Raw genomic sequence first — 14,164 nt, 5'->3', positions numbered from 1 at the left:
TCCCCGCCATGACCGCGCATGACTCACGTCAGCTTCGGATCGCTGACGACCTTGGAAGCACTCGGATCGGTGACGTCGCGAAGTGCGTCGCCCAAGGTATTGAACGAGAGCACGATCGCCATGAGCGCGAGGCCCGGTGCGATAGTAGCCCAGGGTGCAAGGCGCAGGTTGACCTGCGCCTCGGAGAGGATCGTGCCTAGCGAGAACATCGGCAGCTGCACGCCGAGGCCGAGCAGCGACAGCGCGCTCTCAGCGAGCACCAGAACTCCGGCCATGGTCGACCAGAGAACGATGACCGGGCCGATGATGTTCGGCATGATGTGCTTGACGAGCAGCCGCGGGGTGGACGCGCCGAGCGTCCGGGCAGCCACCACGAAGTCGAGTCGGCGGGTCTGTGAAACCGTCGACGCGATCGTACGGGCGTACGACGTCCATCCCCAGAATCCAAGGATGACGAGGAGTGTCAGTACCCCCGGGCCGATGACCGCGGCAAGCGTGATGCCGACCGCGGTGAACGGGATCGCGAACTGGACGTCGGCGATGCGCATCAGCACGATGCCGAGCCCCCTCTCGAAGTATCCGGCGAGCAACCCCAGTGTCAGACCGAGTAGCGCCGAGATCGTCGCTGCCCCGACGCCGATACCGATGCTCAAACCCAACCCGTAGAGCACGCGACTCAGCACATCGCGGCCGAGCGCGTCGGTCCCGAAGATGAAGTCGCCCTCGCCGCCAAGCCAGCTGGGGGGCTGGTTGATGTTGTAGAGATCCTGCAGATCGGGATCATGTGGCGCGATGACGGGCGCGAGTACGGCGAGCATCACAAGTGCGAGGATGGCTATGATCGCAACGCGACCGGAGGTCCGCCGCCACGTGCTCACGAGGATGCTGAACAAGCGGGGCGTGGCGACCGAGTGTTTGGTGAGCGTTCCGGCCTGCACTGCGTTCACGGTCGTAGTGGTGCTGGTCATGACGTAACCTCCGCACGAAGACGTGGATCAATCAGCCGTACCACTGCGTCGGCCACCATGTTCACGATTGTCACCAGCAACGCGATCAGGAAGACCGCCGCCTGCACCATGGTGAAGTCTCGAGTGGTGACGCTGCGCACGAGCAAGGCTCCGATACCTGAATAGTTGAAGATCGGTTCGAGGATGAGCAACGACCCGAACATGACCGAGAACAGGATGCCGATATAGGCGATGAGCGGTGGGAGCGCCAGCGGTAGTGCGTGACGGAAGATGATCGAACGCGGGGAGGCCCCCTTGGATCGAGCGGTCTGCACCGAGCCTGCACTGAACACATCGATCATCTGCCCCCGAACCAGGCGAGCCAGGGTCGCGACTGCACCGGTCGCAAGGACCGCGATCGGGAGCACTCGACTTTGCCAGCCTTCACTGCCGGTGGCGGGAAGCACCTGAAGCCAGACTCCGAAGATGAGGATCAGCATTAGCGCGAGAAGGAAATACGGGATGCCGTCGACGACGAACGCGGCAGTCATCAAGGCCCGACCGCGCATCTTTGCAGACCGCAACGCAGCATAGATGCCCAGGGCGAATGCGAGCACCACCCCGATGATTAGTGCGGGAACGATGACCGCCAGACTCGGAGCAAAACGTGAGATGACGATCCCAAAGGCGTCCTGCTGGTATGCAAAGGAATCACCGAAGTCGAACCGGAAGGCACCGAGCACCGTCGCGACATATTGGATGAGCACGGGCTGGTCTAGCCCCATGCGCCGGCGAGTCTCCTCGATCTGCTCCGCCGTAGCCTCGGGCGGAGAGAACAATGCGGCTGGGTCGCCGGCACCGCGGGAGAGAACAAACAGCAGAGTGATGACTCCCCAGAGCACAAGCAGGAGCCACCCCAAGCGTTTGAGGAAGTAGAGGGTGATAGGCCAAGCGCCGCGCGCGAAGAACGGTACGCGGGCATCGATCCGCCCGATGCTCAACTGTGACATGCTCACATCCGATCCATTGCGGTGACGGGATGACGGAGATCACTACGGACCGGGATCGCTGCGGGGAGCACAACCTTGCCCGGGTAGTGGCAGGCGATGGTGCGTCCCTCGGCCTCAACTTCGAGAAAAGGGGTATCGGCGGCGCACTTCGCAGTCGCGATCGGGCAGCGCGGGTGAAAGACACAGCCACTGGGAGGCCTGATCGGCGACGGGATCTCTCCCTGCGGCACGAGTTTGTGCTCGTCCTTCAACTGCATCGACGCAAGCGAGACTGTGTACGGGTGGCGCGGGTCCTGGAAGATCTGCTCTGCGGTGCCGAGCTCGATCACGCGCCCGAGGTACATGACGGCGACCCGGTGGCTGATGTGACGGACGAGCGAGAGGTCGTGGCTGATGAACACGTAGCTGAGCGAGCGCTCCGCTTGCAGATCAGCCAACAGATTCACCACCTGCGCCTGCACCGAAACATCGAGCGCCGCAGTCGGCTCGTCGGCGACGATCAGCGATGGCTCGAGCATCAGGGCACGAGCCACACCGATGCGTTGACGCTGTCCACCTGAGAGTTCTCGTGGAAAGCGCATCGCCCAGTCGGGTGCGATGCCGACGCGCTCGAGGATGTCCGCGACATGATGACGGCGTTGCGCGGCGCTGCCGATGCGATGGATTTCTAGCGGCTCAGCCAGAGTCTCCCCCAGACGCAGCTGCGGATTCAACGAGGTGGTGGGATTTTGGAAGACCATCGCCGAGCGGCGGCGCAGATGACGGCGAAGCGCTCTTGTCGATGCGTGGGTGACATCCTCACCTTCGAAGACGACCTGGCCCGCGGTGGGCCGGTACAGGCGAAGCGACGTACGGCCTACCGTGGTCTTGCCTGAACCGGACTCGCCGACGATACCGAGAGTCTCACCGCGGCGCACGGAGAGCGAGACATCGTTGACGGCGCGGATGGTGGTGCCGCGCGGTCCGGCAAAATGCTGCGAGATACCAGTGATCTCCAGGACCGTTTCAGCGACGTCCTCGACGATGGCCCGAGTCATCCTGCCACTCCGATCGTCATTTCCTGCAGGGGGCGACCGTCATGCATCGCTTTGCCCTCCTGAATCTGCACTCGCGTGCACGCTGTGACGCGATCGGCGCTGATGCGCACCGGACGCACAGGAATAGTGGTGCACAGTTCGATCGCGGCCGCGCACCGCGGAGCGAATGCACAGCCGAGTGGACGGGCGTCCGGCGATGGCGGACGCCCCTCGAGCGCACGCAGGCGCGAACCGACGCTGCGTTGTGGATCGGCCTGCAGCAGAGCCCAGGTATACGGATGCCGTGGCTCGTCGAGAACCGCGTGCACAGGACCGGATTCCACGATGGATCCGGCATACATGACGATAAGTTCATCCGCGAACCCCTCAATTACTTCAAGGTCATGGGTGGCGATGATGATGGTGAGTCCGAGGGACTCTCGCAGATCACGCAGAAGCTGAAGAATCTGCTCTTGCGTCGTGACATCCAGTGCCGTGGTGGGCTCGTCGCACAAAAGCACCTGCGGCGATGCGACAAGCGCCATCGCGATGACGATGCGCTGCAGCTGACCGCCGGAAACCTGATGCGGGTATGCCTTCATTCGGTTTTCGGGTTCGGGAATCCCGACCTGGGTCAGCATGTCGATGGCGAGCTCAGCAGCTGCTGTCTTGCTCAGCTTCGGCTCAGCGAGCCGTGCCGATTCGATGAGCTGCGAACCAATGCTCTGCATGGGATGGAGGGAACTCCACGGATCCTGAAAGATGACGCGGGCGTGACTGGCGCGGAAGCGGCGAAGTTCCTTCGGCGTGAGAGCAAGTATGTCGCGGCCGAGGATCTCGACTTCGCCTTCCATCCGCACGCCTGATGCCAGAAGGTCGAGAGTCGCCAGCATCGCTGTCGACTTTCCTGAACCCGACTCTCCCGCGAGAGCGACCACCGAACCCTTGCGCACTGTGAGCTCCACGTCGTGCAGGATCTGCAGCTCTTCTCGCTCCGTCGCGACGTGCACGTTCACGCCACGAAGACGGACCGCCACCTCCGTGTCATCCGACATCATCTGCTCCATCCCATGCAGTGGCAATTAGCCCTGCGATTTGGTTGCGTTCTCCAGGTAGAGCCCGAGTCCGGTGCTGAAATCGATCCCGCTCACGGCTTTCGTCGTCGCGCCGACGGCCGGCCGGCCGTAGGTCCAGAGGATGAAGTCCTGCTCGTTGATGTACTCGTTGGCTGCGATGATCGCCTTCTCACGCTCAGCCCGGTCCATCTCGGTGCGGGTGACCGCATACAGCTCGTCCCACTTCGTGTCTACGACCATGGGCGCAGGTCCGCTGCTGATGAACGAGAGGGGACGATCCGCATCCTGGGTGCCGACGTACGACATCCCACGGAAGAAGATGTCGCCGTCGGTGCCGCTGCGGAACATCTCGAGCCACTGCGGGATCTCGACGGCGTCGACCGTCACGGAGAAGCCTGCCGCTTCGAGCTGCGCGCCGACCGCTTCATACAGTTGCTTGTAGATCGACATTCCGGTGATCTTCACCGGAGCACCGACCGCATCATTCTTTTCGAGGATCTCGCGTGCCTTCTCCGGGTCGTACTCCGGTGCGGTGACCTCGTCGCTGTAGCCGAAGATGCCCTCGACGGTGAGCTGGCCGTCCTCCTTCACGCCCGCGCCAAGAGTCATCGCCTCGATGAGAGCGTTTTGATCCACGGCGAGGTTAGCGGCACGACGCAGTTCGGGGTTGTCGAACGGTGCCTTCAGTGTGTTCATCTGAAGGTAGGTCAGGTCACCTCCAAACTCTGCGACGACCTCGATGTTCGAGTTCGTCGCAAGCGTCTGCACAGCCGAATTCGCCAGCACGTGCGCGGCATCAATCTCACCGGCCTCGAGAGCCGACGCCATCGCGGTCTGGTCGGCGAAGCCTGTGTAGACGATGGTGTCGGTCTTAGGCGCCTCACCCCAGAAGTCGTCATACGCCTCAAAAGTGGTCGCGCCGTCGGGAACATAGCTGGTGACCTCGTAAGGCCCTGTTCCGACCGATGCCGCAGCGAAGCCGGCTGGACCGATCTGCGCCCATAGATCGGAGGGCACCACATAAAGTTGACTCAGCTTGGTCAGCACGAGCGGGTCGGGCGTTGTCGTGGTGATAGTGAGAGTCAGGTCGTCGGTCGCGGTCACAGTGAAGTTGGTGAACAACGCCTCGTTCGGGTACTTCTGGTCGATCGTCTCCTGAATCGAGAACGCGACGTCCTCCGCAGTGAAGGCAGAGCCATCATGGAATGTCACACCTTCACGCAGGGTGAACACCCAGGTCAACTCATCGGAGTTCTCCCATTCAGTGGCCAGTCGCGGGATGAACTCGTCGCCGTTCTGACGGACAAGAGTGTCATATGAGTTCATCTGCGGCGTGCCGTACTGCGATTCCAGCGGATTGAGTTCCGTGACGAGGACGCTCGTGCCGATCGTGATCTTGTCCACGGGCGCAGAGGGTTCCGTGCTTTCGGCGGACCCCGTCGAGCAGCCGGTGATAAGCAGCCCTGTGACAGCGAGGACGGCAGCGGAGCCGATAACAGTGCGCCGAGGCGCAGGGATTTTAGCCATGATTCTTCTTTCTGAAGAAGTGTGTGTGTGATCAGAGCGGCTTGCGCGCGCGGGTGACCCAGGGGTAGATGCCGCCACCGACGCCGAAGGCCTCGATGTCGGTGAAGCCAGCGTCACGCAGCATGCCGGGAGCATCCATGGTGAGAACGTCGCGCCAGTGCGGCTCGCCACGGTTCTCGGTCTCCCAATCGAGTACAACGGCGTGGAAAGGCTCCTGCTTGTCGTAGGGCGCGATCTCACCGATCACGAGGTCGCCGCCGGGCTTGAGGATACGGAAGGCTTCGTTGAAGATCTTTTGGTTCTCGGCCGGCGGCACCTCGTGCAGCAGCGTGTAGGCCGCTACTAGGTCGACCGAGTCAGCCTCAAGCGTGGTCGTCTCCGCGGCCGCGCGCACCCAGTTGATGTCCAGCCCTTTTTCGACACTCGCCGCGTGGCCGTACCGTACCGACGACTCGCTGAGCTCGATGGCCGTGATGCGGGCTTCGGGGTAGGTTTTGCGCACCGCTTCTGTGAAGCGACCGGTGCCGGCACCGAGATCGACGATGTGCTCGTAGGTATCCTTCGGAGCGGCCTGCGCAACCATCGCGCGCTGATCAAGCATGTTGGATCCCGTCTTCACCGCCCCGACGCCACCGGTCGAGAAGACATAGGTGAAAGCCATCTGATCCAGCGCAGCGCCCATGAGATCGTGACCGTCCCACCCCCCAGGTGCGAGGTGGAAACCGGACTCCCAGTAAGCCGGCGCCTTAATACCCTCATTCAGCTCGATCGAGCCCTTGCCCTCCGCAGCTGCGAGAAATTCCTCAACATCGCTGCGCACCTCTTCGATGGCAGGCAGAGCACGGACGTAGATCTCTTCGGCGACCCAGCGTGTCACGAAGCGGTCGAACTTCCAGGCCGCCGAATCCGCGAGCGCGGTCGCCACCGAGTCGCGGCGTTCATCGATCGACTGCGGTGGGTTCTCAACGTTGGCGTAGTACTCCTCAGAAGCCCGTTTCTGCAGCGTGCCACCCGCGAAACGCTGGGCGCTTCCGATGAACTGCATTGACGCGCGAGGACGCTGGCTCACTTCAACTTTCATGCCTGCGCCTTTCCCGCAAGCGCCGCCGATAGCGCCTGCTCGACGCGGGTGTCGGCATCTAGAACCGATCCATACACGCGACGCGTGAAGCCTTCGCGCTCTGCAAACAGGCGCTGCTCGAGCGCCGCATCCGGGATGACGGCGTCCAGGGCTTCGGGGGCCACGATGCCGTTCTTCTCGAGCACATCCTCGAGAACCAGCGTGCGGTCCTTCAGCACCCAGAGCTCAGAGGCGAGCTCGAAGACCATGCGCGCAACATCATCGATCCGCGCATCGCCGAGGTAAGTGGGGCGAATCTCAACATCTCCACCAGACATCTTTGCCTTCCTATCTTTCGTGTGATCTCTTCTGCGAACTGTGTAAGAGCTACCGGTCAAAGCGGCTTTACGGCCTTGGTGACCCATGGGAAGGTGCCGCCGTCGAGGCCATAGCTCTGAATATCGGTGAACCCGACCGATTCCAGCAGTGCTGGAAGGTCTGCCAGCAGGGCTGCGCGCCAGAACGGCTCGCCTCGGTTCTCGGTCTCCCAATCCAGCACAACCGTTCGAAACGCGCTCTGCTCCGCGTACGGGCCGACTTCGCCGATGAGGATCTCGCCGCCCGGCTCGAGTATGCGGAACGACTCCTTCATGATCTGGAGGTTCGCGTCCATCGGCACCTCGTGGATCAGCGTGTAGTACGTGACCAGGTCAGCAGACGCGTCCGGCAGACCGGTGTTCTCAGCAGCCGCCTGCACCCAATCGATGTCGTAGCCGAGTTCGGCGGCGAGAGCACGCGCGTAGCGAAGCGAACTGGTCGAGAGCTCGATGGCTGTCAGCTTCGCATCGGGATAGGTGCGACGCAGCGGCCTCGTGTAGCGGCCGGTGCCGGAGCCCATCTCGACGATATGACTGTAGCTGTCGCGGTTCGCCTCCATCGCTGTGAGTGTGCGCTGATCGTGCAGGTTCTTACCCGTGCGCACCGCGCCGACACCACCGGGGGTGAGGATGTACGCATACTGGAGTTCGTCGACCGCAGCACCCATGAGATCGTGACCATCCCAGCCGCCCGGTGTGAGGTGAAAACCGTCCTTCCAGTACTGTGGCGCATCGACGCTCGGGTCCAGCGTGAGAGATCCTGGAGCGTCGTCGGAGACGTTCATGAAGTCCTCGACATCGTCACGGATCTCCTCGATCCCCGGCAGGACGTGCACGTAGGTTTCCTCCGCGACCCATCGGGTAAGCAGTCGGTCGAAGCTCCAGGCGGCGCTATCCGCCAGAGTCTCGGAGACCGACTTCCAGCGGTCTTCGAGCTCGGTCGGCTGGTCAACTGCGTTCTCGGCGTATTCCTGACCAGCGATGACCTGCAGGGTTCCGCCGGCGAAGCCTTGTGTGCTGCCGAGGTACTCGAGCGACGCTCGGGTCCGTTGGCTCAGTTGCACTTCCATTACAGCCTCCTGTTCGACGTCAACTTTGACGCTTGATCACGGTCATACCCGAAATTATGTTTCGCCTAGCGAAACAGTCTCGATGGGTCGAGCCTAGGCCGCTGTGGCGGCAGAAGTCAATAGACACCAGGGCATACCCACCGCATTAGAGACCTCAGGCGAACCGAGGGGAACCTTTTCGTTACCACCTCGAAATATATGTTCCGAATTCTGGAACAAATAACGTCAAAGGCTCGCCAGCAGATACTGGCGAGCCTTTACTCGAACAGAGCTGGCATTTCGCCAGCACCCCTCAGTTCTTCGTGATCCGACTCAGCGCCCCGAGCGGTTCACGTACTGCCCCGCGGGAGAGCCGATGACCTCGCCGTCGGCGAAGATCTCCTGACCGCGCAGGTAGGTGTTCGTGACACGCGCAGTCAGCTCGTGGCCCTCGAACGGCGTGTACTCCTGAGCGGACATCGAGTCTTCTGCGCGCACGACATACGAGACGTCGTCGTCGACGAGTGCGAAGTCGGCGTCGTAACCGACAACGACATCACCCTTGGCTGCGACGCCGTAGCGATCGGCAGGGTTGCGAGCGACCAACTCGGCGATGCGGTTGTAGCTGAGGCCACGCTTGCGCCCCTCCGAGATCATGCCCGGAAGCAGATACTCGGCGCCGCCGAAACCGGACTTCGCGAGGAAGACGTCATCCTTCGGGTCCCCGAACTTCGCTTCTTCCTTGCAGCAGGCGTGGTCGGATACGACCCAGTCGAAGTTGCCATCGAGTACGTGCTCCCACAGGGCCTCGACGTCGTCACGCGACCGCAGCGGCGGGTTGACCTTGCCGCCGATCGGCGACGTGAAATCGGCCAGAAGGTGCCCGACGGTGACCTCCCGACGGAAGTTGATGTGCGGGAAGGTCTTCTGCATCAGCATCGCCGCCTCGATCGCCTTCTTCGAGGTCAGGTGCAGCAGGTTGATGTTCGGCATCTCGGTCTCGTAGGCCAGGTACGCCGCGATCGTGATCGCGAGCCCCTCGGAGTGCGGAGGACGCGAAGCGCTGTACGCCTCCAGCCCGGTGAGCGACCCGTCCTCCTGCACGAGCTTCGTGTAGGCACGCATGATCTCGGCCGTCTCGCAGTGCATCGAAAGCGAAATCTGGTCAGCGATATCGGCGTACTTCGGGTCGAGTCGCGCTTTCTGGATGCCGCGCATCACGAACTCGAAGTGCGCGTAGTCGTAGCTCTCGCCTTCGGGCAGCATGAGGAACTTACCCTGGTCGGTCGCGCCCCCATGCAGGCCGTGCGAGCCGTAGAACATGAACACCTTGAACGAGGGCACCCCCTGCTCGATCAGGTACGGGATCTCATCGATGTGATCGCTGAGGATCGGCGCGACGTGGAATGCGTAGTCGCTGTAAGAGCGGTTCTCGACTGCGGAGAGCACCTCGGGGTAGAAGTCCTCGTACGAACCGGACTTGTTCATGTAGTAGGCACCGGTGCGCATATACGTGATGCCGGTGGTGACACCGCCCTGAGCGTTCGCCCTCGACTCGATCTCGGCGTCTTCACCCAGCGGGTTGTAGATTCCCCAGTGCTGGTGGCCATCTACAACGCCCGGGAACAGATGTTTGCCGCCTGCATCGATGACCTTGTCGGCGAGTCCGCGGTCGATCGACGGAGCGATCTCAGCGAACTTTCCGCCGCTGATAGCGACATCGAGCTGTTCGGGTGCGGCCTTACCGGCGCGCACCACCTTGACGTTGGTGATCAACAGATCGTAGTGAGACATGGGGCACCTTTCACTGGGCTACGGGAACCGCGGCGACTTCGCCGAGCGGTTCGAAGATGGGACGGATTTCGGTCAGGATGTCGAGCGAACGGCATCCCTGTTCCAGGTCGGCGACTGCTCTCTCGTCCAGCACGCGAGATGCGTTGTCGCGAAACTTGGTGGTCAGCTCATCGAAGGAGAGCGGGTTACGGTTCCCGCCCCTGTTGACGAGCACTTCTTCCACGATCTCTCGACCGTCATGCAGCCGTGCAGTCAACACAGCGGGGAACTGCATCGGGAAGATCTCACTGCAGCGTTCGTCGACGACCACAGACACCTTCGCCATGATGGCACGGCGCACCGGGTCATTCGCGAGCTCGTCGGTGTAATCATCGAGACCGACTTCGAGCCCTCCACCGCCGAGCAATCCGGCGGCTACGGCGTACGGCCCGGAGAACTGCGCCATATACGCGGTCTCGGGACGCCGCTTGACTTCGATCGGTTCGCCGATGGTGCGGATGTTGGCGGCAGGGACACCGAGGATGAACTCGGCGACGTCATCCGCGACGATTCCGGCACGGCGCATGGACGCGGCTGCATCCACGGCGGCGTGTGTGAAGTGATTCGCCGGGTATGGCTTGAAGAAGATGTCCGGAATGACCCAATCGGTGCCGAGTCCGCGAGTGATCTCGCTGGTGTCGAAGGTGCCGTGCAGCCACGCCTGAAGGAACCCGAAGCGCCCTTCGATGACCGTCGGAGGTCCGGTGAGGCCGAGTTCGACGAGTTCGACAGCCGAGACGGCGGACTGCGCAGCCCACCCGCAGTGGATGCGTTTGACGGTGCCGCCCGTGCGGTTGCACTCGATGATTCCCGATGCCATGGATGCTACGACCCCGAGCGCGTTCGCGATGGTCGCTGCGTCACCGGCGAGCGCACCGACGGCCGCGGCTGCTCCCATCGCGCCGCAGATCGAGGTGGCGTGCTGCCCGTGCTCGAAGTATGTCGAGTTCTGCGTCTCTCGGTCGTAGCCGGCCATGCCGAGTCGGATGCAGACCTCGAGCCCGATGGCGATCGCGCGGATTACTTCCTGCCCGCTAATACCCTTCGCCTCGGCGTAGGCGAGAACGGCGGGGACCACGCTGGCGCTCGGATGCAGAACACTCGGCAGGTGCGTGTCGTCATAGTCGAGCGAGTGGGCGAGTACGCCGTTGACGAAGGCCGCTCGGGATGCCGGGACCCTCTGCTCGACACCGATCGCGGTAGCCTGCGGCGTTCCACCGTTGTCCCGGGCGAACTGCTGCACGGCGTGGCTGGTGTCGAGGGCGGATGCCGCGACAGCAATGCCCAGTGTGTCGAGAACCCGCGACTTGATGCTCTCAACGACGTCCTGGGGAAGGTCTTCGAACCGAAGTGCGTCAGCCCAGTCGGCGATGATCAGCGCGATTGGCTTCTGCTCAGTCATGCGCTCACCACCGCCAACGGGCGAACCGGCGAACCGGTAGCACCGTAGATATTCAGCGGAACGAGCACCAGGGTGAACTCGTGCACCCCGGCCGCGGCGATCTCCTCGAGGTCCATGGCCTCGATGATGTAGACACCGCTTTCCACGAGCAGGACGCGGTGAGCTGGAAGTGTCGCGTGGGGCGCTCCCGGATGCTGCACCTCGTAGGCGATGGTGTCAGCGCCGGTGGCGTGGATGCTGTGCGAGGCGAGCCACTGGGCCCCTGCCTCACCGACGCCTGGGACGCCGGTGCTGTGTCCCATGTAGGCGGCGCCCTCGGCGAACTTCTTGCCCCAGCCGCTGCGGATGAGCACGACGTCGTCCTCGCGGACGGGAGTGCCCTGCTTCTCGGCGCACTGCGCCAGGTGTTCGGGGGTGATCTCGAACCCACCGGGCAGGTCGTCTTCGCCCAGGAACGCCGGAATGTCCAGCAGCACGCCGCGACGGATCATCGGAGCAATGGTGTGCACACCGTGCTCGACATACTTGCCACCGAGGCAGGAGTCACCGGCATCCGCACCACCATGCAGCACGCCGTCTTGGCTGACGTGGGCGAGCGCATCGATATGCGTGCCGACGTGCGTTCCCATCGTGATCATGTCATTCGCGGCGCTGCCGCCATCGGGGCGCACCATGTCGCCGTGGCGCCGCGGGAGCGTGTGCCAGAACTGGGGGTGGTTGTGCGACTGGGGCATTCCCACGCGGAGTTGGCGGGCGAGGTCGAAGACCCGGAGCGGGTTCGAGATCGCCTCAAGCAGAGCGTCGGTCACTTGATCAGTTCACTTTCTCTCAGAGATGCGATCTCCGGCTCGGAGTATCCGAGCTCAGCCAGAATCGCGTCAGTATCTGCCCCCAGGGCCCGCCCGGTGAATCGGATCGCGCCGGGCGACTTCTCCAGTCGCCACATGAGGTTGTGCTGGAGCATGGTGCCGAAGTCTTTGTCCTCGACCTCGGTGAGTATCCCAGCGCCGCGCACGTGCTCGTCTTCGACGACGTCGCGGGCGTCGTAGACGGGTGCGACCGCGGCACCCGCTTCGGTGAATGCCTGCATGACGTCGGCTCGGGTGCGTGCGCCGATCCAGTCGCCCACGTACCCGTCGAGCAGATCGACATGCTCCACACGCCCGGATCCGCTGGCGAACCAGGGCTCGTCGATGACCTCAGGATGTCCGACGAGCGTCAGCACGCGCTCGGCGATCGACTGCGCACTCGTCGAGATCGCGACCCAGCGGCCGTCCTTCGTCAAGTAGGTGTTGCGGGGAGCATTGTTGGTCGAGCGGTTGCCGTTGCGTGCGCCAACGGTGCCGAGCAGGTCATAAGCCGTTGGGCCGGGACCCGCGGCGGTCAGCATCGGAGAGAGCAGATCGACGTCGACGATCTGGCCTTCACTGGTCGTGTCGCGGTGACGCAGCGCGAGCAGAATCGCGGAGGATGCTGAGATGCCCGCGATCGTGTCGGCCAGACCGAACGCGGGAAGTGTGGGCGGAGCATCCGCGGGCCCGGTGAGGTGCGCGAACCCGCTCATGGCTTCGACGAGCGTCCCGAATCCTGCGCGCTGCGAGTAGGGACCGTGCTGGCCGAAACCGGTCAGTCGGGTGATGATGAGGCCGGGGTTTATGGCGTGCAGGATTTCGGGGCCGATCCCCCACTTCTCGAATGTGCCGGGCCGAAAGTTCTCGACCAGCACATCAGCTTCGGCGACCATGCGCTTGAGAACTTCGGCGCCCTCGGGCTTGCCGAGGTTCAGTGCCAGGTGCCGCTTGTTGCGCGAGACCTCTTTCCACCAGATCGGCACGCCATCCTTCGACGGGCCGTGTCCGCGCATGCTGTCACCCTTGATCGGATGCTCGATCTTGATGACATCGGCGCCGTGATCGCCAAGGATCTGGCAGGCGAGCGGCCCGGCGAGAATCGAGGATGCGTCGATGACGCGGATTCCGTCGAGGGGCATCATGAGGTGACTCCTAGATCATGGGCGAGTGTGGCGCGGGCTTCACGCAGGACCGCGGCATCGATGAACCGGCCGTCGTCGTCGACAGCGACCGCGCCGTTCGCCCGCTCGAACGCAGCCATCAGTTTGCGGGCCTTCTCCACCTCGTCGGGGCTGGGGCGGAAGACGCCGGCCACGACCGCGCACTGGGCGGGGTGAATGGCGGTGCGGCTGCGGAATCCGAGGTCGCGGAGATGGCGCGTCGAGTCGGCCAGGCTCGTGGTGTCGCGCACGTCGAGCGACGTCGGCGCTACGGGGGCGGCGAGCCCCGCGGCCGCGGCGGCCTGGACGATACGGAAGCGCACCATGTCGACGATGTGCGCCGTGCCGGGTGTGCGGCGCAGCCCCAGATCGGCGAGCAGATCGACTTCGCCGACACCGAAGGTGAGCATGTTCGGCACTCGGGCCATCTCGGCGAGCAAGTCGAGAGCGGATGCTGATTCGACAAGTGCGAGGACAGGGATGCCGGGCAGCTGCTCATGCAGCAGAGCGAGCGTGTCGGGGAAAGCGTCGGCGAGCATGACTCCGCCGTAGCCCGCGGAGTCGCGCAACGCATCGATGTCGCTGCGGATTGTCGCACGCCCGACACGCACCCAGAGCTTCTTCGGGTTCGCGGATTCTGCGATGTGCGCGGCGACAGCCGTTCGAGCGGCCGCCTTGTTCTCGTCGGCGACGGCATCCTCGAGGTCGAGGATGACACCGGGCGCTGCCGCTTCAGCCTTGACGAAGCGATCGGGCCGGTCGCCGGGCACGTACAGGAGGACGGGGGGCGGCGTCGTGCGCTGATCAACCATCCACGTGCTCCATCTTTCGTGTTCCGATCACCGAAACACTATTC

Annotated in this window: 13 protein-coding genes; all 13 read right to left on the bottom strand. The window is 63.4% G+C overall.

The genetic code is table 11. The annotated features are described in order from the left end of the window. Window positions 1-23: 23 nt before the first annotated feature. Window positions 24-968 carry an ABC transporter permease gene (locus tag ACSS7Z_RS01540; RefSeq protein WP_438252669.1) on the bottom strand — a complete coding sequence of 315 codons (945 nt, stop codon included), beginning with the start codon at window positions 966-968 and terminating at the stop codon, window positions 24-26. Beyond that, window positions 965-1,957, bottom strand: coding sequence for an ABC transporter permease (locus tag ACSS7Z_RS01535; protein ID WP_438252668.1), 993 nt, complete (start codon window positions 1,955-1,957; stop codon window positions 965-967). Before ACSS7Z_RS01535 ends, ACSS7Z_RS01540 begins: the two co-directional genes overlap by 4 nt. A 2-nt stretch (window positions 1,958-1,959) precedes the next feature. Further along, on the bottom strand, window positions 1,960-2,994 hold the full coding sequence (locus ACSS7Z_RS01530; protein WP_438252667.1) for an ABC transporter ATP-binding protein: 1,035 nt from the start codon (window positions 2,992-2,994) through the stop codon (window positions 1,960-1,962). Then, window positions 2,991-4,028, bottom strand: a complete 1,038-nt coding sequence (locus ACSS7Z_RS01525) for an ABC transporter ATP-binding protein (protein WP_438252666.1) — start codon at window positions 4,026-4,028, stop codon at window positions 2,991-2,993. The genes ACSS7Z_RS01530 and ACSS7Z_RS01525 overlap by 4 nt, the downstream gene beginning before the upstream one ends. Before the next feature lie 27 nt (window positions 4,029-4,055). Further along, entirely contained in the window at window positions 4,056-5,576 is a 1,521-nt protein-coding gene (locus ACSS7Z_RS01520) for an ABC transporter substrate-binding protein (RefSeq protein ID WP_438252665.1), read from the bottom strand. Window positions 5,577-5,607: 31 nt separating this feature from the next. Then, a complete protein-coding gene (locus tag ACSS7Z_RS01515) occupies window positions 5,608-6,657 on the bottom strand; it encodes a class I SAM-dependent methyltransferase (protein ID WP_438252664.1) in 1,050 nt (349 codons plus the stop codon). Then, window positions 6,654-6,974, bottom strand: coding sequence for a hypothetical protein (locus ACSS7Z_RS01510; RefSeq protein ID WP_438252663.1), 321 nt, complete (start codon window positions 6,972-6,974; stop codon window positions 6,654-6,656). The genes ACSS7Z_RS01515 and ACSS7Z_RS01510 overlap by 4 nt, the downstream gene beginning before the upstream one ends. A 56-nt stretch (window positions 6,975-7,030) precedes the next feature. Then, window positions 7,031-8,083, bottom strand: a complete 1,053-nt coding sequence (locus ACSS7Z_RS01505; RefSeq protein ID WP_438252662.1) for a class I SAM-dependent methyltransferase — start codon at window positions 8,081-8,083, stop codon at window positions 7,031-7,033. A gap of 312 nt (window positions 8,084-8,395) precedes the next feature. Next, complete coding sequence (locus tag ACSS7Z_RS01500) at window positions 8,396-9,856, bottom strand: dihydroorotase (protein ID WP_438252661.1); 1,461 nt, start codon at window positions 9,854-9,856, stop codon at window positions 8,396-8,398. Window positions 9,857-9,866: 10 nt separating this feature from the next. Then, window positions 9,867-11,297 (bottom strand): MmgE/PrpD family protein, encoded by a 1,431-nt coding sequence (locus tag ACSS7Z_RS01495; RefSeq protein ID WP_438252660.1) that lies wholly within the window; start codon window positions 11,295-11,297, stop codon window positions 9,867-9,869. After that, window positions 11,294-12,106, bottom strand: a complete 813-nt coding sequence (locus ACSS7Z_RS01490; protein WP_438252659.1) for a cyclase family protein — start codon at window positions 12,104-12,106, stop codon at window positions 11,294-11,296. Before ACSS7Z_RS01490 ends, ACSS7Z_RS01495 begins: the two co-directional genes overlap by 4 nt. Next, window positions 12,103-13,290, bottom strand: coding sequence for a CaiB/BaiF CoA transferase family protein (locus ACSS7Z_RS01485; protein ID WP_438252658.1), 1,188 nt, complete (start codon window positions 13,288-13,290; stop codon window positions 12,103-12,105). The genes ACSS7Z_RS01490 and ACSS7Z_RS01485 overlap by 4 nt, the downstream gene beginning before the upstream one ends. Then, entirely contained in the window at window positions 13,287-14,120 is an 834-nt protein-coding gene (locus ACSS7Z_RS01480) for an HpcH/HpaI aldolase/citrate lyase family protein (RefSeq protein WP_438252657.1), read from the bottom strand. The genes ACSS7Z_RS01485 and ACSS7Z_RS01480 overlap by 4 nt, the downstream gene beginning before the upstream one ends. Window positions 14,121-14,164: the final 44 nt, after the last annotated feature.

Source organism: Microbacterium wangyouchuni (genome assembly GCF_051546305.1).
GTDB lineage: Bacteria > Actinomycetota > Actinomycetes > Actinomycetales > Microbacteriaceae > Microbacterium.
This window is presented reverse-complemented; position numbering and strand designations above follow the sequence as displayed.